Origin of the sequence: Paenibacillus sp. VMFN-D1, assembly GCF_003386155.1 — a bacterium.
Classification (GTDB): domain Bacteria; phylum Bacillota; class Bacilli; order Paenibacillales; family Paenibacillaceae; genus Paenibacillus_AQ; species Paenibacillus_AQ favisporus.
The window spans coordinates 2,578,214-2,602,901 of sequence record NZ_QRDU01000001.1 but is presented as its reverse complement, the minus strand read 5'-3'; the positions used below and the strand labels follow the sequence as shown (position 1 = coordinate 2,602,901).

General features: G+C 54.5%; 23 protein-coding genes. 16 read left to right on the top strand and 7 right to left on the bottom strand.

The window, feature by feature from the left end:
• The first annotated feature begins 320 nt into the window (after window positions 1–320).
• From C7820_RS11880 to C7820_RS11835, 10 genes are all read left to right on the top strand, one after another.
• Complete coding sequence (locus C7820_RS11880; RefSeq protein ID WP_116231099.1) at window positions 321–1,028, top strand: metal ABC transporter ATP-binding protein; 708 nt, start codon at window positions 321–323, stop codon at window positions 1,026–1,028.
• Window positions 965–1,867 carry a metal ABC transporter permease gene (locus tag C7820_RS11875; protein WP_116231098.1) on the top strand — a complete coding sequence of 301 codons (903 nt, stop codon included), beginning with the start codon at window positions 965–967 and terminating at the stop codon, window positions 1,865–1,867. The genes C7820_RS11880 and C7820_RS11875 overlap by 64 nt, the downstream gene beginning before the upstream one ends.
• The gene (locus C7820_RS11870; RefSeq protein WP_116231097.1) at window positions 1,864–2,937 is read left to right on the top strand and encodes a metal ABC transporter solute-binding protein, Zn/Mn family; all 1,074 of its coding nucleotides are present in this window, start codon (window positions 1,864–1,866) and stop codon (window positions 2,935–2,937) included. The genes C7820_RS11875 and C7820_RS11870 overlap by 4 nt, the downstream gene beginning before the upstream one ends.
• 25 nt (window positions 2,938–2,962) lie before the next feature.
• Window positions 2,963–4,159 (top strand): GTP-binding protein, encoded by a 1,197-nt coding sequence (locus C7820_RS11865; RefSeq protein WP_116231096.1) that lies wholly within the window; start codon window positions 2,963–2,965, stop codon window positions 4,157–4,159.
• Between the two features lie 231 nt (window positions 4,160–4,390).
• The gene (locus C7820_RS11860) at window positions 4,391–5,527 is read left to right on the top strand and encodes a zinc-dependent alcohol dehydrogenase (protein ID WP_116231095.1); all 1,137 of its coding nucleotides are present in this window, start codon (window positions 4,391–4,393) and stop codon (window positions 5,525–5,527) included.
• Window positions 5,528–5,766: 239 nt separating this feature from the next.
• Window positions 5,767–6,504 carry an ABC transporter ATP-binding protein gene (locus tag C7820_RS11855; protein WP_116231744.1) on the top strand — a complete coding sequence of 246 codons (738 nt, stop codon included), beginning with the start codon at window positions 5,767–5,769 and terminating at the stop codon, window positions 6,502–6,504.
• The gene (locus tag C7820_RS11850; protein ID WP_116231094.1) at window positions 6,501–7,346 is read left to right on the top strand and encodes an ABC transporter permease; all 846 of its coding nucleotides are present in this window, start codon (window positions 6,501–6,503) and stop codon (window positions 7,344–7,346) included. The genes C7820_RS11855 and C7820_RS11850 overlap by 4 nt, the downstream gene beginning before the upstream one ends.
• 12 nt (window positions 7,347–7,358) lie before the next feature.
• On the top strand, window positions 7,359–8,129 hold the full coding sequence (locus C7820_RS11845; RefSeq protein WP_116231093.1) for an ABC transporter permease: 771 nt from the start codon (window positions 7,359–7,361) through the stop codon (window positions 8,127–8,129).
• 24 nt (window positions 8,130–8,153) lie between these two features.
• The gene (locus tag C7820_RS11840) at window positions 8,154–8,849 is read left to right on the top strand and encodes a response regulator transcription factor (RefSeq protein WP_076167651.1); all 696 of its coding nucleotides are present in this window, start codon (window positions 8,154–8,156) and stop codon (window positions 8,847–8,849) included.
• The gene (locus C7820_RS11835; RefSeq protein WP_116231092.1) at window positions 8,828–10,309 is read left to right on the top strand and encodes a sensor histidine kinase; all 1,482 of its coding nucleotides are present in this window, start codon (window positions 8,828–8,830) and stop codon (window positions 10,307–10,309) included. Before C7820_RS11840 ends, C7820_RS11835 begins: the two co-directional genes overlap by 22 nt.
• Before the next feature lie 113 nt (window positions 10,310–10,422).
• On the opposite strand, the gene C7820_RS11830 is transcribed toward C7820_RS11835, so the two are convergent.
• A complete protein-coding gene (locus C7820_RS11830) occupies window positions 10,423–10,623 on the bottom strand; it encodes a hypothetical protein (RefSeq protein WP_089546663.1) in 201 nt (66 codons plus the stop codon).
• Window positions 10,624–10,778: 155 nt separating this feature from the next.
• Here C7820_RS11830 and C7820_RS11825 point away from each other — a divergent pair, with 155 nt between their 5' ends.
• Window positions 10,779–12,548, top strand: a complete 1,770-nt coding sequence (locus C7820_RS11825) for an SgrR family transcriptional regulator (protein ID WP_116231091.1) — start codon at window positions 10,779–10,781, stop codon at window positions 12,546–12,548.
• A gap of 138 nt (window positions 12,549–12,686) precedes the next feature.
• Here the strand turns inward: C7820_RS11825 and C7820_RS11820 are convergent, their stop codons facing one another.
• Entirely contained in the window at window positions 12,687–13,937 is a 1,251-nt protein-coding gene (locus tag C7820_RS11820; RefSeq protein ID WP_116231090.1) for a methyl-accepting chemotaxis protein, read from the bottom strand.
• A 160-nt stretch (window positions 13,938–14,097) separates the two neighbouring features.
• Here C7820_RS11820 and C7820_RS11815 point away from each other — a divergent pair, with 160 nt between their 5' ends.
• The gene (locus C7820_RS11815) at window positions 14,098–14,586 is read left to right on the top strand and encodes a DUF1259 domain-containing protein (protein ID WP_116231089.1); all 489 of its coding nucleotides are present in this window, start codon (window positions 14,098–14,100) and stop codon (window positions 14,584–14,586) included.
• Window positions 14,587–14,596: 10 nt separating this feature from the next.
• On the opposite strand, the gene C7820_RS11810 is transcribed toward C7820_RS11815, so the two are convergent.
• From C7820_RS11810 to C7820_RS11790, 5 genes are all read right to left on the bottom strand, one after another.
• The gene (locus C7820_RS11810; RefSeq protein WP_116231088.1) at window positions 14,597–15,496 is read right to left on the bottom strand and encodes a hypothetical protein; all 900 of its coding nucleotides are present in this window, start codon (window positions 15,494–15,496) and stop codon (window positions 14,597–14,599) included.
• 170 nt (window positions 15,497–15,666) lie between these two features.
• A complete protein-coding gene (locus C7820_RS11805) occupies window positions 15,667–16,179 on the bottom strand; it encodes a TetR/AcrR family transcriptional regulator (RefSeq protein WP_116231087.1) in 513 nt (170 codons plus the stop codon).
• Between the two features lie 247 nt (window positions 16,180–16,426).
• On the bottom strand, window positions 16,427–17,761 hold the full coding sequence (locus tag C7820_RS11800) for a uracil-xanthine permease family protein (RefSeq protein ID WP_116231743.1): 1,335 nt from the start codon (window positions 17,759–17,761) through the stop codon (window positions 16,427–16,429).
• Window positions 17,762–17,888: 127 nt separating this feature from the next.
• A complete protein-coding gene (guaD, locus tag C7820_RS11795) occupies window positions 17,889–19,253 on the bottom strand; it encodes a guanine deaminase (protein ID WP_116231086.1) in 1,365 nt (454 codons plus the stop codon).
• A 211-nt stretch (window positions 19,254–19,464) separates the two neighbouring features.
• Complete coding sequence (locus tag C7820_RS11790) at window positions 19,465–20,295, bottom strand: protein-glutamine gamma-glutamyltransferase (RefSeq protein WP_258875216.1); 831 nt, start codon at window positions 20,293–20,295, stop codon at window positions 19,465–19,467.
• Between the two features lie 216 nt (window positions 20,296–20,511).
• Here C7820_RS11790 and C7820_RS11785 point away from each other — a divergent pair, with 216 nt between their 5' ends.
• The 4 genes from C7820_RS11785 (at window position 20,512) to C7820_RS11770 (ending at window position 24,599) form a co-directional block, all read left to right on the top strand.
• Window positions 20,512–21,459: a radical SAM/SPASM domain-containing protein gene (locus C7820_RS11785; protein ID WP_116231084.1), complete on the top strand. Its 948-nt coding sequence runs from the start codon at window positions 20,512–20,514 to the stop codon at window positions 21,457–21,459.
• Window positions 21,456–21,905 carry an OsmC family protein gene (locus C7820_RS11780; RefSeq protein WP_116231083.1) on the top strand — a complete coding sequence of 150 codons (450 nt, stop codon included), beginning with the start codon at window positions 21,456–21,458 and terminating at the stop codon, window positions 21,903–21,905. Before C7820_RS11785 ends, C7820_RS11780 begins: the two co-directional genes overlap by 4 nt.
• A gap of 316 nt (window positions 21,906–22,221) precedes the next feature.
• Window positions 22,222–23,679 (top strand): aminotransferase-like domain-containing protein, encoded by a 1,458-nt coding sequence (locus C7820_RS11775; RefSeq protein WP_116231082.1) that lies wholly within the window; start codon window positions 22,222–22,224, stop codon window positions 23,677–23,679.
• Window positions 23,673–24,599, top strand: coding sequence for a D-alanine--D-alanine ligase (locus C7820_RS11770; RefSeq protein ID WP_116231081.1), 927 nt, complete (start codon window positions 23,673–23,675; stop codon window positions 24,597–24,599). The genes C7820_RS11775 and C7820_RS11770 overlap by 7 nt, the downstream gene beginning before the upstream one ends.
• The last annotated feature ends 89 nt before the right edge of the window (window positions 24,600–24,688 follow it).

Genomic DNA, 24,688 nt, shown 5'->3' with positions numbered 1-24,688 from the left:
AGAGAAATATTAATAGTAATTATTACGATTTACTTGCCAGCTTGGATGTTTTATGGTTTAATCGTTAAAGCGTAATAATTACGATTAGTAGCCCATATACTGTACCGATTTGAATATTTGCCATCCTATTCCCCGAAAAGATCGGACTGAATGGATGATGAGCAAGATGATAAGCAAGTCACAGGAACGGCAGCTGCTTTGAACCTCCATAAGTTGCAGAAAAAGGGAAAAATTTTTTTGTCTGAAATTAATCGTAATATTTACGAATTAGTCCGAGAGGGAATGATTCATGCCTTGAGGATGAGGAGGGAGAAAACGGGATGAATATCGCAGCAATGAACAACGTTGTATACGGTTATGATGGGGTCCCCGTCATACATAACGTCTCGCTTCGGATTGAATCCGGCGAGTTTATCGCGGTCAGCGGGCCGAATGGTGCTGCCAAGTCGACGCTGCTGAAACTGCTGCTGGGCTTGGTGAAGCCGTGGAGCGGCGAGGTCAGCTACGCTCCGAATTTTAACCGGAAGGCCATCGGGTATTTGCCGCAGCAGGCAGCCTCGTTCAACAGTGGATTTCCGAGCAAGGTGATCGAGCTGGTCCGTTCCGGCTGCTATCCGAAGCTTGGATTGTTCCGCCGCTTCGGCGCCGAGCAGCATGCGCTCGTGGAATGGAGCCTCCGGCGGGCGGGAATGTGGGAATACCGCAGCAGAAAAATCGGCGGGTTATCCGGCGGTCAGAAGCAGAAGGCATGCATCGCCCGCGTCATGGCCCAGCAGCCCGATCTGGTCGTCCTGGACGAGCCGGTAACTGGCATGGATGCAGGCAGCAGGCTGCAATTTTACCAATGGATGAGGGACTATGTATCCGCGGATGCCAGACGCACGGTGCTCATGGTGACGCATGGACTGGATGAAGCCCGTCCCTATTTAGACCGGGTCATCCGGTTGGAAGGAAAGGAGGAGGACTGCCAATGCTTCACTTCGAATTCATGCAGCGCGCCTTTTGGGCAGGAGGTCTTATTGCATTAATCGCCCCGATCCTCGGCGTGTTTCTCGTCCTGCGGCGGCAGTCGCTGATGGCGGACACCCTGTCACATGTATCCATGGCGGGCGTGGCGCTTGGGAGCGTCCTGCATATGAGCCCTGTACTGGCGGGATTCCTGTTCGCGGTAATCGGCGGGATTGCGATTGAACAGCTCAGAAGGTCCTACCGCGCTTACAGCGAGGTTCCGGTCGCGATCATTATGACGTCCGGGCTGGCGCTGGCGATGGTACTGATGAGCATGAAGAGCAACCTGAGCAAAAGCTTCAGCAGCTACCTGTTCGGCTCCATCGTGGCCGTGAATCCATCGCAGCTGATGATCATCGCCGCGGTGACGGCGGGTGGACTGATCTTCTTCGCCGTCCTTCGGCGCCACCTCTATACGCTAACATTCGATGAGGAGACGGCTGCCGTGGGCGGCGTACAGGTCAAGCTGATGACGTTCGCATTCGCGGTCATGACGGGACTGATCGTGGCTGCGGCGATGCCTATCGTCGGCGTCCTGCTGGTTTCGGCACTTATCGTGCTGCCTTCCGCATTTGCGCTGCGCTTTGCCGGGGGCTTTCTGCAGGCGTGCATCCTGGCGGTTTGTGCCGGCCTGACCGGCGTGTTCGGCGGCCTGTCGGCTTCCTATTACACGGATACTCCGCCAGGCGGCACGATTGCTCTAACGCTGCTGCTGATCCTACTTGCGGGTATTGCCGTCCAGAAGGTCGGCCAGCGCCGCAGACAGCGCCACTTGGGAGAAGCGGTCAGGGCCGTCCCGTCCGCATCCCGGCAGGTCATGAGCACATCCTACCAAGAAGAGGAGACAAACGTATCATGAATAAAAGAACACCCTTTCTATCTGCACTTATCGTAAGTTCGATGATCCTGGTCCTGGCCGGATGCGGATCCGCAGCGAAGAAGGATAGCGCTGAGCCGGCTGCGGCGACCGTGACCGGCAAGGACAAACTCAAAATCGAAACGAGCTTCTACCCGATGTATGAATTTACCCGCCAGGTTGCCGGCGATTTGGCGGACGTGCATCTGCTCGTTCCTGCAGGCACCGAGCCCCACGACTGGGAACCGACGCCGAAGGATATGGCCGCGATCGAGCAGGCGGACATATTGGTCTATAACGGAGCCGGGTTGGAAAGCTGGGTGGATCAGGTGGTCTCCGGCTCGGACAGCAAGGGGATGACGGCGGTAGAAGCGAGCAAGGGCTTGGAGCTGATCCCGGGAACGGAAGAAGAAGACCACGATCATGACCATGACCATGACCATGACGCTGCAGATGGAGACGCGCATGCGGCTGAAGCGGAAACCGGGCATGAAGAGGAGCCTGCCCATGAGCATGAGCATGAGCATGAACACGAGCACGATCACGGCGCTTTCGATCCCCATGTTTGGCTGTCGCCGAAGCTTGCCATCGGAGAAGTCCGCACGATCGAAGCAGCGCTGTCCGCAAAGGCGCCGGAGCACAAGGCACAGTTTGAAAAAAATGCCGCTGCCTACATAGCCAAGCTGCAGCAGCTGGATGAGCAGTACACGAAAGAGCTGTCGGGCACGAAGCGCAAAGATTTTGTTACGCAGCATGCAGCTTTCGGATACCTGGCCCACACGTATGGACTGACACAGGTACCGATTGCCGGTCTCTCTCCCGAACAGGAACCGTCGGCGCAGGCGATGGCGGAGGTCGTGAAGTTCGCCAAGGCTCATCAGGTGAAGACGATTTTCTTCGAGACGCTGGTATCCTCCAGTGTAGCGGATACGATCGCCAAAGAGGTCGGGGCGAAGTCGGCCGTGCTGAATCCGATCGAGGGGCTGACCGCCGAAGACGAAGCCAATAACCTCGACTATCTCCAGATTATGCAGGCAAACTTAACGGCGCTGGTGAAGGCGCTGAATGAATAATCCCATGACAGGAGGACTTGCTCTTATGAACCAATCATCCGTCATTCCGGTCACCGTCTTGAGCGGTTATCTCGGATCTGGCAAAACGACGGTTTTAAACCATGTGCTGAACAACCGCGAAGGCGTCAAGGTCGCCGTCATCGTGAACGATATGAGCGAAATTAACGTGGACGCGCGGCTCGTTCAATCGGAGACTTCCTTGTCCCGTACAGACGAGAAGCTGGTCGAAATGTCCAACGGCTGCATCTGCTGCACGCTGCGGGACGACCTGCTGCAGGAAGTCCGCAAGCTGGCGGAGGAGCGGAGATTTGACTACATTCTGATCGAATCGACAGGCATCTCCGAGCCGATCCCCGTTGCGCAAACGTTTCATTACCAGGACGAAGCCTCCGGGATCGACCTGACGAAATACGCCCGGCTGGACTGCATGGTAACCGTAGTCGATGCGTACCGCTTCTGGCTTGATTTCGCTTCCGGGGAGACGCTGCTCGACCGGAAGGAAGGCGCCGGGGAGGAGGATGACCGCGATGTGGCCGATCTGCTCATCGATCAGATCGAAACCTGTGACGTGCTGCTCCTGAACAAATGCGACCTGGTGGAAGAAGAGGCGCTAAACCAGCTGGAGGGATTGATCCGGAAGCTGCAGCCGTCAGCCAAAATCATCCGGACCGTGAACGGGGAGGTCGCACCGGGTGAAATCATGAACACGGGCCTGTTCGATTTTGATGCGGCGAGCCAGTCTTCCGGCTGGATTCAGGAGTTGCAGCGCGACCATCATACGCCCGAAACGGAGGAATACGGCATCGGCTCCTTCGTATACCGCCGGCGGGCCCCGTTTCATCCGGAGCGGCTTGCCGCGCTGCTGTCGGACTGGCCGGAGGAGATCGTCCGCGCCAAGGGATTGGTCTGGCTGGCCGTCCGCGGCGACATGGCGGCGAGCATCAGCCAGGCGGGACCGTCGATCCAATTTGGCCCGGCAGGCTATTGGGTCGCTTCGCTTCCGGAGGCGGAGCAGCGCGAATGGCTGGAACAGGAGTCCGATCTCCGGCGCAGATGGGACGAAACCTGGGGTGACCGGATGAACGAGATTGTGCTGATCGGGATCGGCATGGACCGGGAAGGCATTACCCGCCGCCTCGATGAGTGCCTGCTGACCAGCGGAGAGATGGAGATGAACTGGGCGGAGTTTCGTAATCCGCTGCCTTGGATCGAAATCCAGTAACATACGTTTTGTAGATAGCTTGGCCGTCCAAAAAAGGGTTCATTCGGGCGGCTTTTTTTCGTAAATCACCAAGTTACGTCTTCTGAAGCTCTATGGAGCATCACGTACCCGTCCCGCGTTTGAATTTGCCGGATTGCGTGTAAAGGATAAGGGACTTCACCCGACGCCCATGCGTGAAAACGCAGGTTCGGGGAGACACTACGGTCAAATCCAAGGAGGGACGATGCTGGCATGAAAGCTGTAACCTATCAGGGCAAAAAGAAGGTGGAAGTGAAGGAGGTCGGCGATGCGAAGCTTGCCAAGCGGGATGACATTCTCGTCCGGGTGACGAGCACCGCGATCTGCGGTTCGGATCTTCACATTTACCACGGGCTGATTCCGGGGATGTACGACGATTATGTCATCGGTCATGAGCCGATGGGGATCGTCGAAGAGACCGGACCGGACGTTACCCGCGTCAAAAAAGGCGACAGGGTCATCATTCCGTTCAATGTTGCGTGCGGAGAGTGCTTTTTCTGCCAAAACCAGATGGAAAGCCAATGCGACAACGCCAATGACGCCAAGGATACGGGCGGTTATTTCGGCTACTCGGAGACGTACGGCGGTTACATGGGCGGGCAGGCGGAGCTGCTCCGGGTGCCCTTCGGCAATTTTGTACCGTTCAAGGTACCGGAGGATGCGGAGGTGGAGGACGAGAAAATCCTGTTCCTCTCCGATATTCTTCCGACCGCCTATTGGGGCGTGGACAATGCCGGCGTGAAGCCCGGCGATACGGTCATTATTCTCGGCTGCGGGCCGGTCGGTCTGCTGGCGCAGAAATTCGCCTGGCAAAAAGGGGCCAAGCGCGTCATCGCGGTCGACCATGTGGACTATCGGCTGGAGCATGCTAAAAGAACAAACAACGTGGAGACGTACAACTTCGAGAAGACTCATGACATCGACCAAACGCTGCTGGAGGCGACAAAGGGCGGAGCGGACGTCGTCATCGACTGCGTGGGACTGGATGCCAAACGGACTGCTATGGAGAAGGTCGAGACAGCCCTGATGCTGCAGGGAGGATCGCTTGGTGCCTTTAATACGGCCGCCAATGTCGTCCGCAAGTTCGGAACGATTCAGGTGATCGGGGTGTACGGCCTGAAATACAACATGTTTCCATTCGGTCATCTGTTCGAGCGCAACGTACAGGTGAAAATGGGACAGGCCCCCGTCATTCATTACATGCCCGAGCTGTTCCGGCAGATCCAAACCGGGAAAATCGACCCGACCGACATCATTACGCATCGGCTGCATATTAGCGATGCGCCGCGGGCTTACGAAATTTTCGATAACAAGGATGAGAGCTGCATTAAGGTCGTGCTGAAGCCCTAAAACGGTATTATGCGGGTTGAGGAGCTCATGCCGCGACATAAGCGAATCACTGAATCACAAGCCCGAAAAGGAGCGGTGTGCAGGAATGATCCTGCCGCCCTCCTTTTTTTCGTATACCTGTACAGCACCTGACTCAGCATGGAGAACCACCTCCTGCTTTCAATGTTTTTTTGCCGACGTTATAAATTCTTTAGAATTGCCTCCTATACTTCTTGGCAGGAGGAGATCATATGAACGAAATGAACGAGAATAACGTACTGGAAGTATTAAACGTATCGAAAAAAGCGGGGACGCGTACCTTGGTGGACCAGGTGTCCTTTTCCATACAGGCGGGGGACGTATGCGGTTTTGTCGGTCCGAACGGAGCCGGGAAAACGACGCTGATCCGGATGATGACAGGACTGATCAAGCCGGGGGGCGGAAGCATCCGTATTGACGGAACCGATGTGGGGCGCGAGCGGGTCAAGGCGCTGTCCCGGGTCGGGGCGATTGTGGAATCGCCGATCTTTTTTCCTTATATGTCCGGCAGGGACAACCTGCTGAACCTGGCAAGGCTGCATCCGAATGTGCCGGGGACAGAGCGGAAAGCGCGTGTGGAGGAGGCTCTGTCGATTGTTGGGCTGAGCCAACGGGGCTCGGACAAAGTAAAAACCTATTCGCTCGGCATGAAGCAGCGGCTCGGCATCGCCCAGGCTTTGCTTGGGGATCCGCGGCTGATCATTCTGGACGAACCGGCGAACGGCCTTGACCCGATGGGCATTCGCGAGCTGCGCCAGCTGATCCAGCGGCTGAACCAGGAGCGCGGGATTACGTTTCTGGTTTCGAGCCACCTGCTGGACGAGCTGCAGCGGATTTGCAGCCGCTTTGTCATCATCAAGGAAGGCAAGCTGGTCTGGGAGGGCACAAGCCGCGAGTGGCAGGAGGCGGCCGGGGCGAAGGGGATCGAAGAGCACTTTGTGGAGATGATGACCTCATGAACAAATCTTTATTTCTAAGCGAGTGGGAACGGATGTGGAAGCGGAAAATCACCTGGCTGTTCCTGATCGCCATGCCTGCCGTCGTCGCGGCTACCGCCAAATATTATGCCGGCCACAATCGGGGAATTTCACCCGCAAGTGCGGAGTATACCTGGGCGGGGAATTTTCCGGTAATGGCCTTGATCGAGCAGCTGATCGTTGTGTTCAATGTGATGTCTCTGATCCTGCTCACGCTTTCCGTCACGGAGGAATACCGCAGCGGGCAGATCCGGATGGTCATGCTCCGTTCGTTTACGGCGGGGCAGCTGCTGCGCGCCAAATGGCTGGCCCATATGGCGGTGATGGCGCTGTATTTTACCGTATACCTGCTATTGTCGGTGGCAGCCGGTCTGCTGTTCTTTGAGCCTCATGAACACATTCAGCTGTTTTACCATGACCATACCGTTTCCTTAAAAGGGATGATCGGCTACACCTTGTTGTATTATGGACTTGCGTTTCTGAGCGTGCTGGCGATCGGGAGCGTCTTCATGGCGGCTTCCGTCATTTCGCGAACGACGACGGGTGCCGTCGGATTGGGGCTCGGATTTCTGCTGTGCTCACTCGGATTTCCGCTGATTTATGAGCTGGCCAACCGGGTTGGCGGCCTGGGCCTGCCGGGGATGCTGAAGTATTTGTCGTTGACCGAAATCCAGTACAGCGGAATCGCGGTTATGCTGGGTCAGGCGCAGGCGGTGAGTTCGGAAGCCGCAGCCCTGACGGCGCTGCTTGTGGGCTTAGGATATGCCGCGGTTTTCGGCGTGGGATCGCTGCTTGCATTTTCAAAATCGGACCGGTGGATGTAAGGGGGATAAATGATGCTTGCTATGATGTTAAGCGACTGGGAACGGATGTGGAGACGGAAAAAGACGCTCGTCAGTCTGCTGATTTTTGTCTTGATTATAGGATTGGATTGTCTTTTTTTGAGCATGCAAAAATTGGGGGCGTTCGATAACGTATCGACCGTTCCGCTTGTGTCGGAAAATTTCGCTTTGTTTTTGTTGAAGGAGGTGTCGTTCTTCCTCGTGCTCATTATCGGACCGATGCTGATCATCGACAGCATGAACGGGGAGTACACATCAGGACAGCTGCGGATGGTGCTGATTCGCCCGGTATCCTTCGCCAAGCTGTTCCTGGCTAAATGGATGAACCTGGCGGGATTGCTGCTGCTGTTCACGGCTGCAACGTTTGCCGTCGGCGAAGCCTTCGGCTATGCTTTTCTGCCTGGCGCGGATACCGTGGTGTTTTTGAATCCGGAACAGCAATACGGCCCGACGGGGGCGTTCTTCTACTGCTTGAAGTCTTACGGCCTTTTTTATCTGATCCTGCTGGCGCAGCTGAGTCTGACCAGCCTGATCTGCACGCTGCTGCCGGGCGTTGTGCTCAGTTATTTGGGGTGGATTGCGGTCGCAGCCGGGTCTTTGTATGTCTCAGACTCACTCGGGTTCCTTCTGATGGGAATGAATACGATCTTTAAATTGACGGCGGGATTATATCATCATCCTTTTTATTTGCCGCTTCTGGTGTGTCTTGGATTCGGTTTTGCCGTTACAATGGGATTATGGCAGCGGAGAGGCTGGACCAAATAGAGAGAGAAGAAAGAGGTACATGGAATGAGCGACAAAATACTGATCGTGGATGACGAAGCCGAAATTGCCGCCCTGCTGGAGCAGGCGCTGACGATGGAGGGTTACGAAGTGATGACCGCCGCAGACGGGCGTGAGGCGCTGGAACGGATCCACGACCGGCCGGATCTGATTATTCTGGACGTCATGATGCCACACGTCAACGGTTTTGAGCTGTGCCAAATGATCCGCGAGGAAGTAGGCTGCCCGATATTGTTCGTAAGCGCGAGGCAGGCCGAAGCAGACCGGATCCAGGGGCTGTCCATCGGCGGCGATGACTATATTACGAAGCCGTTCAGCATCCGGGAGCTGAAAGCCCGCGTCGCGGCCCATCTCCGGGGGAGCCGGCGGGCTGCCGGCCAGCAGGCGGAGCGGTCCACCTTGCGGTACGGGCTGCTCCACATCGATCTGAAGGGGCGGAGCGTCGCCTACAAGCAGACCGAGATTCCGCTGACTGCGAAGGAATTCGACATTATCGAGCTCCTTGCGCTGCATCCCGGCCAGGTTTTTTCCAAGGAGCAGATCTATGACAAAGTGTGGGGGCTTGAGGCGATGGGCGATGCCAGCACGGTAACGGAGCATGTGAAGAAAATCCGGGCGAAGCTGACCGGTACGGATCCGGATACCCCATACATCACGACGGTTTGGGGGGTCGGCTATAAATGGGAAAAATCGGCTTTATAGAGCGGCTTTCCATTAAAAAGCAGCTGATCTCTACGTTCATCCTGATCATGCTGCTCAGTCTGGTGCTGACGGCGGTAACCTATATTGTTGGCTTCTGGTGGCTCACGAGCAGCAGCTGGTTCAATCCGGCCAATCACTACGAACAGAAGATTCCGGCGATTGCCGCGTACTCGCGCACTTTGGGAGAAGCGGTGCTGGATCCGGCCAGCCGGCCGAAACTGGAGGAGAAGATTCCCGGAGAAGGGATCAAGTATCAAGTGATGGACGCCGGGGGCAAGGCGTTATACGGAACACTGACCGGACCGGTTTTTAAACAAAAAGGGGATTTGGTCCAACGCTTAAATACCTCTTTTTCGCGGCAGCCCAGCATCGGGTTCGGCGGCGTCATTACGAAGATCGTCCCGGTGACGTCTTCCTCTGGAGAGCTGCGCGGCGCCATCGCGCTGGAGTACAAGCTTGAGGTGACTTCCAACGGTGGCCCAGGGTCAGCGGATATTCTCAAGTTTGCCCTGAATATTTGTTTTCTTGCGGCGCCTTTTATTTACATTGCGCTCTTTACGTATATATTTGCAGCCCGGTTCGGAAGGCGGATCAGCCGTCCCGTTCATGAACTTATCGATGCATCCGAGCGGATCCGAAGGCAGGATCTTGATTTTACAATCACTTACAAGGCGGCCAATGAGCTGGGGCTGCTCACCGATTCTTTTGAAAAGATGCGGGCTGCTCTAAAAGACTCCCTGCTCCGGGAATGGAAGCTCGAGCAGGAGCGCCGGGATATGATGGAGGCCATCGCCCACGACCTCCGGACACCGATGACGATTATTCAGGGCAATGTAGAAATGTTGACGGATACCGCGGGAGTGATTCCGCGTGACAAGCTCGAAGATCGTCTGCGCGTCGTGGAGGGCAACATTCAACGGGTCAACCGGCTGATTCAGGATATTCAGGTGGCTTCCGAGAAGGATATGGAGTATTTTCCGCTGTATGTGAAGGAAACGGATGTCGCGGAGTTTGCAGGCGCCAAAGAACGGGAGATCCGCTATCTGTGCGCGGGCAAGCAGATCCGGCTGGAATATACGGTGACCGATGAGCGGCCGGAGCCGTATCCCGTCTATATGGACGTCCAGCGCGTCGGGCAGGTTCTGGATAACGTCATTACGAACAGCCTCCGGTATGTTCCGGAGAAGGGGAGCCTCAGCGTATCCCTCACCATTCGCGAGAAGGACATCCGGTACGAAATCTGTGATACGGGGCCTGGTTTCAACGAAGCGGACATACCGAATCTGTTCCGAAAATTTTACAAAGGCGACAAGGGACAAACCGGGCTTGGCCTGTATACAGCCCGCGTCATTTGCGATAAGCATGGGGGAGGCATTCAGGCTTCCAACCGGCCGGAGGGCGGGGCCTGCATTACGTTTACGGTTCGGACGGACATGCATAACCGTGAAACGGGGCAATGAACGGAAAGCGTCAATAAAGGCACCGGCAAAGACAGGATGCGTTCATCCTGTCTTTTGTTTTGTCGGCGGCGGGTCTCACAACGAAACGGTGAATGAGATCCCCTAGCCGATGTTTATGCGAAAGGATGCTTCCCTTTTTTTCGTCTTAACAGGCTAGAAGTAATGGCGAGCATCCAACGCGTGTTTTTTTGGGATTTGAAGGACTTATAACGATCAGCCGATTCCGTAGTTTCTGATACGCCGGCATGCTTGCGGTGATGCTCAGCTTGGCGGTATTCCATCAACTTTTCTTGCACATAATGATGTTCCAGCATGTGTTCTCCTCCTCGAATAAATGTTCCGGTATTGGATGAATCTGTCTTTTCTCTGTCTAATGCCATTATGATCTATTCAAAAGGGGATAAAAAGTGTATACTTGCGCAAAAGGATTTCCTCTTTTATTCGGGACGTCAGGCAAGGAGGGCTGAGTATGCTGTTGGATGAAAGGTATTTGCTGCTTCATGAGCGCTTTGGCGGCGGCACGGAGCTGGGAATACCTATCGAAGTGACGCTGGATGAGCTGGCCGATGCGCTGTATTGCACCAGCCGTAACGCCAAGCTGATTTTAAGAAAACTTGAAAGCGAGCATTTGATCGAGTGGCTGCCCGGGCTGGGCCGGGGGAACCGGTCGAGGATCGTGTTCAAAGCCGACAAGGAAGCCTATTTGATTGAGTATTCCCAGCATCTCGTGGAGAACGGCGATTACAAACGCGCCTTCGACCTGATCGGGGGATTTGGAAACGGAACGTACGCCAAGCCGAAATTTCTCGAATGGCTGGATAACCACTTCGGCTACAAAAAAGGGGAAGAAGGCGGCCCCGATGATACGCTGATCTTTCCCGTGCTGAAATCTCCGCATACGCTGGATCCCGCCGATTTGCTGTACGCGTTCGATTCGCATTTGATCCGGCAAATTTTTGACCGGCTGCTGAGGTTTGATGAACAGACCGGCACGATTGCGCCGATGATCGCTCATACCTGGTCATCGAACGACAACGCCACGGAATGGACGTTTTATTTGCGCAAGGGGGTTCGCTTCCATAACGGGCAGGAGCTGACCTCACGCGATGTGCAGTTCACGCTCGAACGCCTTAAGGACGGGACGGCCAACGGATGGCTGATGCGAGGCGTGGAGCGTGTTGAGACGATCGGACCTCGGGTTCTGCGGGTCAAGCTGAACCGGCCTAACTGGATGTTTGACCGGTTCATGTGCTCGGCAGCGGCTTCGATTCTGCCCTTCGGCTTCGCAGGCATGGAAGAAGACAGCTATTGGAGCCATCCGCTCGGAACAGGCCCGTTCCGTCTGGTCACTTGGACCAGCGGCCGGATCGGGATGGCGGCGTTTGACGCCTATTTTCAGGGGAGGCCGTATCTGGACGGTGTCGACATCGTGATCATGCCGGAAGAATGCAGCACGGAAATGGACGGAATCGCCAAGGTTCACCACAGCCTGGATACGATGCGTATGGACCGGAGTACGCCGGAGGATACCTGGCAGGAGATCGAGAAACTGTGCCAGGGCTGTACGCTGCTTACCTGGAACGTGTCACGTGAAGGTGTGCAGCAGTCGGAGGCGTTCCGGCGGGCCGTGCGGATGATCCTGCATCCCGGTGATATGGTTGCGGAGCTGGGCGGCGAACGGGCGCTGCCGGCTTTTGGGTTCCGTCCTGACGCGAGCCGTTCCCACGCGGTGGAACCGACGCGTCCCGATCGCGTCCGGAGGGCGCTGGAAGAATCGGGTTATAACGGAGAGGTCCTCCGCTTTGCATGCCACCAAAAATATGGGGAAGACGGCATGTGGGTCGTAAACCGGCTGGCTGCCTGGGGAATCCAAATCGAGACCCTGGATTATGACCAGTGGCCGGAATCGGATTTCGTTATCTCCGGCCTGGTATTTCCTGAAGACGAGGTATGTGAAATTGAAGCTTATCAACACCGGGACTGCGTCATGCAGGCTTATTTTGACCGTGAACGGAAGGAATGGATTACCGGCCGGATCGATGCGGCCGTGGCGGCCGAATCTACGGACCAGCGGCGGATGTTCTTGAAGGAGATTGAGGAACATCTCCGCGATGAGGCGACGGTCATTTTTCTGCACCACCGGAGGCTGAGCACCTTTTTGCATCCCTCGGTACGCGGTGTCAGCCTGAATCCCCTCGGGTGGATCGACTTTAAGGATGTATGGCTGGAACAGGCATGACGAAAGGCTGCAAAAGCGAAGCTCGTGCTCAAGTATGAAACGTTTGTGAGGCGTAGGACTAATCTGTTGCTTAATCATAAAAGCAGGCATACCGCGGGATGAACCCCACTGTATGCCTGCTTTATTCATATATACCGATTAGAATTTGAAAATCTGGATCGTCTTCTGCAGCTGGAACACGGCCTGTCTCATTGCTTCGGTCTCATCGACGACGGCCTCGATCGACTTCATCTGCTCGTTCATGGCGGCGGACACCTGCTCCGTACCGGCGGAGGACTGCTCGGTGATAGCCGAAATATTCTGGATGGCCGCCGATATTTTACGGGCACTGTCCAGCATCAGGTCACTTTCATTTGAGAACGAAGTGATTTGCTCGGTTATGTATTGTACGCTTTCGACGATGTGGGCAAAAATCTGCTCGGCCTCGCGGATCCGTTCATTTTGCTGCTGCACCACATCCTCGTTGATCTTGATGTTGTCAATCGCCTGGTGAATGCTCTGCTCAATGCTTTTAACGAGGCTGAATACTTCCTGTGTAGACGCAGTTGATTCCTCCGCAAGCTTGCGGACTTCCTGGGCAACAACGGCAAAGCCAAGCCCATGCTCGCCTGCCCGCGCCGCCTCGATCGAAGCGTTTAAGGACAAGAGGTTGGTCTGTTCGGCAAGTTCGGAAATCGTCTTGGTGATCTTCGTAATGCCTTGGGCATTTTTGGACAGCGTGTCAATGGTCTTGGCCACATTCTCCGTTGCTTCGACGTTCTGTCGCATCCCTTCCGCCTGCTTCTCCACAGACTGGCGTCCTTTCTCTACGAGGCTGAAGGTAATTTCGGACTGCTGCTTCATTTCCTTGGTAGAGGCCGCATAGTTGCCGACCTTGAGCTCGATGGCCTGGATGGATTCGGTCATACCGGCGACGTCCGAGGAAATTTCGTTTGCGCCGACGGCCAGCTCGTTGGCCGAAGTGGCGACTGTCGCCATGACGGTTTTAAGCTCCTGATTTTTATCCGCGATACCGCGGCTCGAATCCATCACCTGGCGGGTGATGCTTGACGCGTCGTTCAAAATTTTCTTCAGCTTGTCCACCATGCTGTTAAACGATCGGCTGACGTCGCCCATAGAACCCGATTCATCCACACGGTTTGTAAAATCGCCTTTGGCAATGCTGGCGGTGGCGTTAGCGATGCTGTCAAACGAAGATGTAAGCGTTTTCTCGATGTAGCGGGCTAAAGGGTAAGTCAGTGCAGCAAAGATGATGACGAACGCCGCGCCGATCAGGATTTCCCCGATCAGAATGAAAATAATCAGGGCTGGGAGTGCGAACAATGCGGCCACCAAGTAGCATCCGGCCAGGACCCGCTGGGACAGAGGAAGATTCTTCAGCCAAGACATAGGAAAATAGACCTCCTTCAATTGAGCAAATTTTACCATATTATAACATCGATATGAGCAAAAGGTCTATATATGAATATTTTTGTCGATTCACTACATGAAAGTGGTTCCATGAAGCCATAATAAACCAAATAAGTGAATTGTCAGGAGGTAATTACCGATGCGTATAGTGTTGATGATTTGGATGATGGTTCTGGCGGCAGTGGCTGCTCCGGCAGGAGCTGCATCAGCAAAGCCAGCCGATGTTTGCAAAATCGAGAAGAGTCTTTTTAAATCAAACGTCCAACAGGAAGGAAACGTCTGCAACGTGCATATCAAACGCAGCGACCTGAAGGTGTCGCTTATGGGCCGTCACCTGTCGCCGGAGCTGATGGATCTTGCCCTGGGGGCCACTTTCGAGCACACGGACCCCCAAGGGGCAAAGGGAGTTGTGACCGGTGAATTCGCGCTGCTGGAAGACGAAGTCAATCCGGTCATAGATGCACTCCGCAAAGGCAAGATCAACATCTCAGCTGTGCATAATCATTGGATGCAGCAGGAGCCGGAGGTGCTGTACCTTCATTTTCAGGCGGAAGGAGACCTCGCCTCCCTCAGTCATACGGTATACCATGCCATGGAAGCGGTGAAACACCAAGGCACGGTCCATTAAAACTGTTTGTTTACCGCTCCAGATCAGTGAAGGACGGAACGGCAGGGGCGAAGCGCGGCTTTAACAACTCGGTGCCCGCCGCGGCTGCAATTGATGTCAGACAAAGAAGCAATCCGGCGGCCGCCACGACGGGCAGCGCTGACCACTCGAAAATGGTGCGGCCCGCAGCGGTCTGAATAGCGACCGCGGCAACGGATACGATCCATGCGGCGCTGCCTGTATGCAGAAGCAGCTGTGCGCGCCGGGCTTCGGCCCGTGAGCGCTCCAACAACCAGCCGAGCAGCGGCAGAACCTGCAGCGCATGAAAACCAAGGCCGTGCAGGACGATGATATTGCCGCCTGCTCCTGTAAAGCGCCCGTTCAGGGCGATCATCCACAAGCCGGCCGCAAAGCTAAGCGTCACCGACACAAATGAATAGCGGATGCCGAGGATCAGCAGCGGCCGTGCGGCCAAGAGCTTGCGGCGGAAAAAGGCAACGGCAACAACGGTTGTCACGATAATAAGGATGAAGGACGCAAGGCCAAACGCAGTTCCGGCGATCGTATCGATGATTGAACCGGATTGCGAGAACCGCGGGTTCACGCCCCGAAAATGCTGGATCGTCTCTACGGCGTAGGCATAGACGACGATCGGAACAAACACCCGGCGAATGGCCGTCCGCGCCCTTGCTTTAAAGCCGGACAGCGGCAGCAGCATGGCAATCGACAGCATAAATACGCCGATCGCCGCATTGAACGAAAAGGCACTGGCGACATTGCCCTCCGGCGGTACAACCGGGCCGAACATGCCGATATAGGCAGCGATGCCCGCGGCAAGGACAAACCCCACAACACCGAGCCAAGCAAGCAGCTTCTCCTCTGCAAAGAGGCGCCCGGCGCCCCGCAAAGCCATACGAATATAGTTTTCCATCAATCTTCAAACCTCCTGTTTTTTTATTTATTGATAAATAAATATATAGGCTACAAAAAAGGCAGTCCGTAACTGCCTTTTTGTATTCTCTGTTTTGCTCCAGACCAGCTGGAATTTGAACCTGCTAGAATCGTCTAGCGTTTAGTCTCCATGCTCAAATAGGTACCACTCTAACAATCCTTGAAGCAAAGCATCTGCGGTAAATCCAGCACTTCAGCCACCGTAATCAGGTACCCCATGCCCATAAACTGGCTTGCCGCGGCTTCAGGCTCCGGCAAACCGGCGGCGGTAAATTTCTCCAGCACCGAACTGAATATACTGGAAAAAAGCCCGCGCACATGCTCGCGAATCGCCGGTTCCGGGATCGTATGCGCCTGCATGACGAGCAGTGTTTCTGCCCGATAACTGCTCATCACGTCATCAAATACTTGCCCCATCGTTTCCATAAGCTGATCGGCGGGCGCTTCTACCTGTGAAAAAGCATCGGCGATCCGCCCGATAGCCCGGTCGATGACGGCGATAAACAGCTCTTCCTTGTTGCTGAAAAAATGAAACACATACGGCTGCGTAACGCCGGCTTCCTTGGCTACCCGCGCCGTTGTTGCTTTGTAATACCCGAGTTCGGCAAATACGTCGACTGCTTTGGCTAAAATTTGTTCTTTGCGATCCTGCCGGATGACCATCTTCGTTGCTCCCTTATTTATTGATAAATAAATAATAGCTCCACCATCATCCGCTGTCAACATTTTCTATATTCGGCTTGTCCTTGTGGAGTCCGGCCGGCTTTACGTGCGCAGGCCAAGGCGCAGACTGTTTAGCAGCATCCGGTAAAGGAACAGGGCTGACTGGAAGGCGCGCGATTTGCGTCCTTCCGGGTCAGCCCTGTCACGAGTTCCTTGCACTATTTATTGCAACCCGCATCTCCTTACTTTATTTTCTGCCGGGCAGCACCTTATTTAATACGATCGCTGCAATCGATGCAGCCAATATCGGCGATCCCAGCAAATATTGCACGAACGTAGGCAGCGAGTGCAGGAAATCCTGCGGGATCATGACTAAAGCCAAAGTCAGGATCATCGGGATCGCGATAATGTACATTTCTTTTTCGGCGATGCTGACGTTTTTCATCACCTGCACGCCGTTAATGGCGATGATGCCGCAGACGATGGTGAAGACGCCGCCGATGACAGCGGTGGGGATGGAAGAGATCAACGCGGCCAGTTTACCCGAGCAGCCGAAGATGACAAACCATACACCTACGGCCAGGAAGACGCGGCGGCTCGCGATGCCCGTGATGGAAATGATGCCTGCATTGGTGGAATAACCCGTAACCGGCGTCGAACCGAGCAAAGAAGCGATAAGACAGCTGATGCCTTCCCCGATGACACCCCGGTTTAAGTTTTTATCGGTTAACGGTTTATCGATGACGTTGCTGACCGCAAACCATGTGCCTGTCGTTTCGGCCAACAGGACGAAATAAATAATGACCATGGTAATGATCGCCGAAATGTTGAACGAAAAGCCGAAATCGGCAAACGGGAGCTGCGGCATACTGAACCATTTGGCATCGTTCACCGCAGAGAAATGAAGCACACCCATAAAATTCGCCGAAATACATCCGACGACCAACGCGACCATGACCGAAATGATGCGGAAGATGGAGCCTTTACCGCGGAACAAGGAGCCCAGGATGACAAAAATGATGAGTACAGCGCCCGATATGAGGGCCAGCAGCACGTTTTGGTTGATGGTCGCATCTGTCGCACCGTAGATATTATCCCGGATGGCCACAGGCAGTAAAGAAAGACCGACGATAAAAATGATCGTGCCGCCAACGATCGGCGGAATAAACGATTTTACGATTTTATTGAAAATGCCGGTAAAGCCCAAAACAATGACCAAAACCGCGCCAATCAAGCCCGCGCCTAACACGGAGTTCCAGCCTGACTGCCCGCCGCCGCTGGCGGCATAAATGCTGACGATGGCGCCAAGCGGAACGTAGGAAGGGCCTTGGGCGACAGGCAGCTTCATGCAAAAATACGTTTGTACGATCGTAGCCAGACCGGCCGCAATAAAGGTCGCTTGAATCAAAGCGCTGGACTGGCCGGACGATAAGCCGATCAGCATCGCGATCAGAAATGGCACGACGTAGACGTCCATGGCGACGACGTGCTGTAAGCCCAGAATGATCGATTTGTAGACCGGAATTTTATCGTCTGGTGAAACAGTCAATTGTGGAGCTTGTTCTTGAATCTCGGAATGCATAGCTGTTTGTGCCGCTGTTTGTGTGTTCACTCAGGAGTACACCTCGAATTTTTTTGGATTTTTTCTAGGGATAGCGAAATGTTTAAAGCAGAAAAAGAATGCCATTCATGGCACTGGGCTTTTACTTTTAACGGGAATGGACTTTTTCGCCCTGTACCCAAACTTCGCGGATGTTTTCGGGCCTGGTCAGGTACAACATTTTTTGGAACACGTCGTTCAAATCTTCATTCGGATCAAAGATCGGCAGTTTGGCGGATGGCAGCTTCGTATCGATGATCTGCACATCCCAGGCATAGTTTTCCTGGATGCGGCCGACCGGCAAGCTTAAGCTTTCGCCTCCACCGGCTGTAGCGAAGTAAAACGCCTCGTTGACCGTAATGCGCGATCCCGGCACACCGCGGTCTTCGGCAGGTAGGGCGGGGTTCACGCCATCCTCCAGCATTCTGGAGGACATGACGGCCTGTCTGATATTATCGAACAGGCTTGGAGAAAAACCTCCCGAAATGTCGGTCCCCAGGCCGATCTCTACTCCTTTTTCGTGGAGATGGGCGACGGGGATAACGCTGTTGGCAAAATAGGCGTTAGATATCGGGCAGTGGGCGACAGCCGTTCCGGTTTCGGCAAATAAGTCCGCGTCATCGTCACTCAGGAAATTGCAGTGGGCCATGACGGACTTGTCGCGCAGCAGCCCAAACTCATGCAGGGCATAGGCATCGTTTTTCCGGAACCGGTCCCGAACATAACCATGAGCCCAGTCACTTTCGCTGCAGTGCGATTGCACGTACGCGTCGTATTTTTCGGCCAGCTCTCCCAAACCTTGCAGCGCCTCATCCGTGCAGCTTGGAATAAACCTTGGCGTCACGACGGGAAATACGCCTTGTTTTACTGTTTTGGACAATGCTTTGACGGCGAGAATGAACTCTTCCGTGTCTGCAAGGGCCGCCTTGGTGTCCGCGTCGCGGTAATGTTCCGGATTTTGCTCCGGGTCATCCATGACGACTTTTCCGACGAGTCCGCGCTGGCCCCTTTCGGCGCAAATCCGGGCTAACAATAAACTGGATTCTTTATGTATGGTGGCAAAATATAGGGCCGTCGTCGTGCCGTTGGCGAGCAGGGTGCGGACCAAATCGTCGTAGACCTCATAGGCAAAATCGAGATCCGAGAACTTGGATTCCAGCGGGAAAGTATAGGTGTTGAGCCAATCATAGAGCGGGATGTCCAGTGCTGTTCCGGATTGGGCCCATTGCGGAGCGTGAACATGCAGATCGATGAATCCGGGCAGGATGTACTGGCCTTCGGCTAACGAATAAAAGTTGTCTTTTCCTTGATAAGCGTCCAGCAGAACCTGATAATCGGCATCCTCAGGAGCCACGATTTTTTCGATTTTCCCGTCATCATGGATACAAAAGAGATGGTCTTTTAGGATCTCAATTTCTTTGGATGACTTACTGGAAAATGCCGTTCCTCGGAATAATTGCTTATATTTACTCATAGTTACCGCCTTAATGTTCGTTATTTGATGACACTTTTGTTATTATATGCGCTGAAAAATGATTAGTCTATACTAAAAAGCGAATGATTGTGAAAGTATAAAACCGCCTTCTACGGAAGGCGGTTACCCATACTAACCTTAAATCATCATGTTCATGTCTAGACTTGATTCTGCCACAGTAGAGTCCAAGGGCCGTTGCGCCGCTGCAGACTTAATAGCGAAGATAGACCCGGCTGCCGATCCGGGAAGCGGTGATGCCGTTCTCCCTGTAGGGCTGCTGCTGCCAGTTGGCTGGGGCCGGTGGCCCGCCGGCGGCGAATCCCGACAAATACAGAAAATCCGGATGGATGATCTGGTCGGTTAAATAGGCGGAACGGCTGCTGCCCGGAATCCGGTACCGGTTAAGCGTACTGATGATTTCGCCTGAAGTGACAATACCGACTCCGTGACCGTAGTACAGGTCGTCGTCCATTTGGATCGTATTTTCACCCTGCCATTCGATCCGATGGGGATTGACATCCGGATTTTTAAAATACCGGACGTCGCCCGGATAGGAATCCCGGGAACCCGTTTTTTCAATCAATCCCAGGTCGCTGTCGTAATGCCAGTCGTACAGGAGCAGATTCGCGAACAGACGGTTGAAGTCTTCTTCCCGAATACAATCGAGCACACCCTTGTACAACACGATCACGATCCCCGTCGCGCATTCGAAGCCATACGCCCAGCCGTTCACGAAGATGTCCTGGATTCCCTGGGCAGGCGTAACATGGGGTTTGAGCTCGAAGCCGCCGCGCCGGTTCAAGTACCAGTACGCTTCGTTGCAGTGGGAATTTTTGAAGGTTTCAAACTGCACTCCGCTCCGGTTTAAGTCGGCTGCCGCTCTGACGATCGCTTCACGGAGCCTAAGCTCAAAGACCAGATGGGCCGGCGATTCGTAATGATATGCGGTCGTGCTCCTCATCTTCCTGTCGTAAATTTGCCTCCACAATTCCGGCCATCCTGACGGGTTCACCGTTTCCCCGCCGCTTCCAATCGTAATCACCCCGTTCATCCCTCCTTACCGTTTATTAAAGATCGAAAAAGTCCGCGGCATATATCAGCATATGAGCAGGCCGGGCCCGGAAATAACCCCGATTGTCAGATCCAAGCGATTCAGGCTGTCCTTTGTCAAAAATACGGTTTACGTTTGCTTCGGAAGAATGTTCTAATATAATAGGTTGAGAAGGTAACTTTTAAGGATCAGACTGGAGCTTCCATCATGAAAAAATTCAAAAAGTTTTACGTCGAACTGACGAGCAAATGCAATCTGGCCTGTACGTTTTGTCCGCCGACGCACCGGGCGACCAATTATATTACGACTGAGCAATTTACGCATATTCTGGATGAGATCAAACCCCACACGGAATATATTTATTTTCATGTCAAAGGCGAACCGCTGCTTCATCCGCATATCGACCAGCTGCTGGATATCGCCCATGAGAAAGGGTTTAAAGTGAACATCACGTCCAACGGCACGCTGCTGCATAAGGCAGGACGGAAGCTGCTGAACAAGCCGGCGCTGCGGCAGATGAATTTTTCCCTGCACAGCTTTGACGGGCATGTCGGTTCCCATGACAAGAACGGTTATATCTCCAAAGTGCTCACCTTTGTCAAAGAGGCGGTGTCCCAATCCGGCATGATCGTATCGCTGCGGCTGTGGAATCTCGACCCGGACAACGCAACGAACTTGGAGCGGAGCCGCAATCGGGAAATGCTGGAGTATATTGAGAAGGAGTTTAACCTGGATTACAAAATCGAGGAAAAAATCGTTCCCGGCAAAGGCATCAAAATTGCAGACCGGATCTACATCAATATGGACCATGAATTTAAATGGCCGGATCTGACGGAGGAGGAGGACCTCAGCCGGGGCTTCTGCCATGGACTTCGCAATCAGGCCGGCGTCCTGGTAGATGGAACGGTGATCCCCTGCTGCCTTGACGGGGAAGGTGTCATTAATCTCGGCAACATCCACAAGACCCCTTTTTCCGAAATTATCGAAAGCGAGCGGGCAAACCGGATCGTCGACGGTTTTTCCCGGCGCGAGGTCGTGGAGGAGCTGTGCAGAAAATGCGGCTACCGCCAGCGCTTTAACTATAAAGCGAACGGCATCGCTTCCGACGAACCGCAGCCTGCCCGCTCTGCATTACAGGAGGCGACAGGACTGTGAAACATTCATTTGTTTTAAAGGCCGGCTGGAACGGCGGACGGAACAGCGATGGGCAGATCGAAGCAGGCAATCTCCGTACGCAAATTTCCATCCCGAAAGAGATGGGAGGCCCGGGCGTCGGGACGAATCCCGACGAAATGCTGCTCGGCGCCGCCGCTACCTGCTACTTAATCACACTGGCGGCCATGCTGGAGCGTTCGCACCTTCCGGTTCACGAGCTTTCGCTGGAGTCCGAAGGCATCGTGGACGTGACGGACAACATTTTTACGTATGTCAGCATTACGCACAAGCCGCATATCGTGCTGGCCCGTGAGGCAACGGCCAAAGACATGGAGACGGCGGACAGGCTGGCGCATAAAGCGGAAGGCTCCTGCATGATTTCCCGGGCGGTATCCGGGAATGTGGCCCTCGCGACCGAGCCGAAGATCGAAACCGTTACGGAATAGCGGCGTTACAGCCTTGGTGAGAGGCGAGCGCCAAACCGCTGAATGTATGAACAGACCGCTTGGGCAGGCTGCCCGGCGGTCTTTCTGTTTGCTTGGACAAATTCAGGAAAGCACTCGGATCACAAAGGAATGAAAGCGGGTGAGTCGGCCTCCGGCTTTCGGGCATCCTGAGAAGGAGGACAGCCGAAGCGGTTCGGCGGGAGCCGGTATCATGGCCTGCGGACAAACTAAACCACGCCGGGCCGGAAAACGCCGTCCGGTGGATCTTTTATCAGGCAGCGGTTTGTGTGAAGATAGGTACGGGGGGAATAACGTCATGTTTACGGATTTTAAAATTACAGAAGGCCGGCCGCTGACGGTGCAGGTCAAAGAATACTTGAAGCAGTGGATCACCAAGGGCAAGGGAAGGGTGGACCAGAAGCTGCCGTCGACTCGGGAGCTCAGCACGATGCTGAATATCAGCCGCAACACACTGGTGGCGGTATACACCGAGCTCGAGGAGGAAGGGTACATTTATACCGTCCGCTCCAAAGGAACCTTCGTCTCCAAAGTGGGCATCGCTTCGGTACCTTCCTGGCATGTGGATTGGCAGCAGCATTTGAGCCCGGTGGCAGTAGCGGCCACAGATCTGGATTTGATGAAGCGCGACCTGCGCGGGGAGAAGGGGATGATTAACTTCGCGAGCATCGCCCCCGACGAGAAGCTCTTCGACCTGGCCAACGTGAAGCGCGCTTTTCTGGACCGGATGGCGATCGAAGGGGAGATTTTGCTCAACTACGGCTACGCCAAAGGATACAAACCGTTGATCGAGTATTTGACGGGTTATATGGAAACGAAAGGCGTCGACATGGACGGTAAAGATATTCTGATCACGAACGGGTTCACGGAAGCTTATGATATCATCCTGTCCTCGCTGAACGTGAAAGAAAAGCACATCTTGTGCGAAAACCCGACTCATCATACAGCCATCAAAATTTCCCGGCTTCAAGGATATGACATTACCGGGATCGGGATGGAGCAGGACGGGATCGATATCGGCGAGATGGAGCGGGCGCTGACCGAAAACTCCTTCGGTCTGGCGTTCCTCACCCCGTCGTATCACAACCCGACCGGGATCGTGATGTCTGCCGAGAAGCGGGTCGAGGTGCTCCGCCTGCTGGCAAAGCACCAGATTCCATTGATCGAGGACGGTTTCAATGAGGAGCTGCGCTATTCGGGCTCGCATATGGCCCCGCTGGCGGCTTTCGGCGGGGATGGAAACAGCGTCATTTACCTCGGGAGCTTTTCCAAAATATTGTTCCCGGGCATCCGCATCGGCTGGATCGCGGCGGACAGGGAGCTGATCGATGCGCTGGTCAGCGTCAAGCGGGCGAGAAACATTCACACCTCCACGCTGGATCAGGCGGTGCTGTATCAATATTTTCATAACGGCAATTTTGAAAAGTATTTGAAGCGGGCGAAATCTGAATATAAGCATAAGCATGAGCTGGCGGTAGAGTGCTGCCGCAAGTATATACCGCACAAAAGGTTAACCGGAACCGGCGGGCTCCATCTGTTCCTTGAGCTGCAGGACGGCATCCGCTCAAGGGATGTTCTGCGGGATTGTTACGAACAAGGCGTGGTGTTTAGCGCAGGAGATGTGTTCTATACGGACGGTCAGGGCGAGGGAACGCTGCGGATCGGTTTTTCACGGGTGAGCGATGAAGACCTTGTGCACGGCATCCAGGTGATCGGAAAGGCGGTCCAAAGACGAATGGAGGAGAACGGATGTTAAGAGTAGGCGTAATTATGGGCGGAGATTCCTCCGAACGGGAGGTGTCGCTGATGACGGGCAGGGAGATCATCTCGCATTTGGATCCCGCCAAATACGAAGTCCGGCCGATCGAAATTACGAGGAAACGGGATTTGCCGCAGCAGCTGGCCGGTATCGACATGGCTGTGATCGCCCTGCACGGCAAATACGGGGAAGACGGAACGATCCAGGGTACGCTAGAGACGCTTGGTGTTCCATACACCGGCAGCGGCGTTTTGGCGAGCAGCCTGTGCATGGACAAAAATACGGCAAAGAAGCTGCTCCGTTACGAGGGTGTAGAGACACCCGACTGGACGCTGCTGACGAGTCCGGATGAGCTGGAGAACGTGCTCGCCTCGGAACCGCTCTATCCGCTTGTCGTCAAACCGAACAGCGGCGGTTCCAGCGTCGGCGTTACGCTGGCGCGGGATGAGCAGAGCTTGCGGGAAGCGGTGGAGCGTGCTTTCCACTGGGACGATGAAGTGATCCTCGAGCAGTACATCGAAGGTGAGGAAATCACGTGCAGCCTGCTGAACGGCGAATACCTTCCGGTTCTGGCGATCAAGCCGAACGGGGAGTTTTTCGATTACACTTCCAAATACGAAGAAGGGGAGTGCGAAGAAGTCGTCGCGAGCCTGGATCCGGATACCGCCGAACGGGTCCGCCGGGCCGCCGAGCTCAGCTGCCGCGTGCTCAAATGCAGCGTGTACGCGAGGGTGGATGTCATGCTCCACCAGGGCATTCCTTACGTGATGGAGGTCAACACGCTGCCTGGTATGACCCGGACCAGTCTGCTGCCCAAGAGCGCGCAGGCCGCTGGGATGTCCTTCTCCGCCCTGCTGGACCGGATCATCGAGGGGTCATTAGCTGAACGGCGGCGGGAATACGGGCTCGTTGTGTAATTGATGGGAGACAGCAAAAGAGCTGCTTTTAGGGCGGATCGCCCTGAAAGCAGCTCCTTCTGTTGAAGAGAACAAAAAATATAAACATC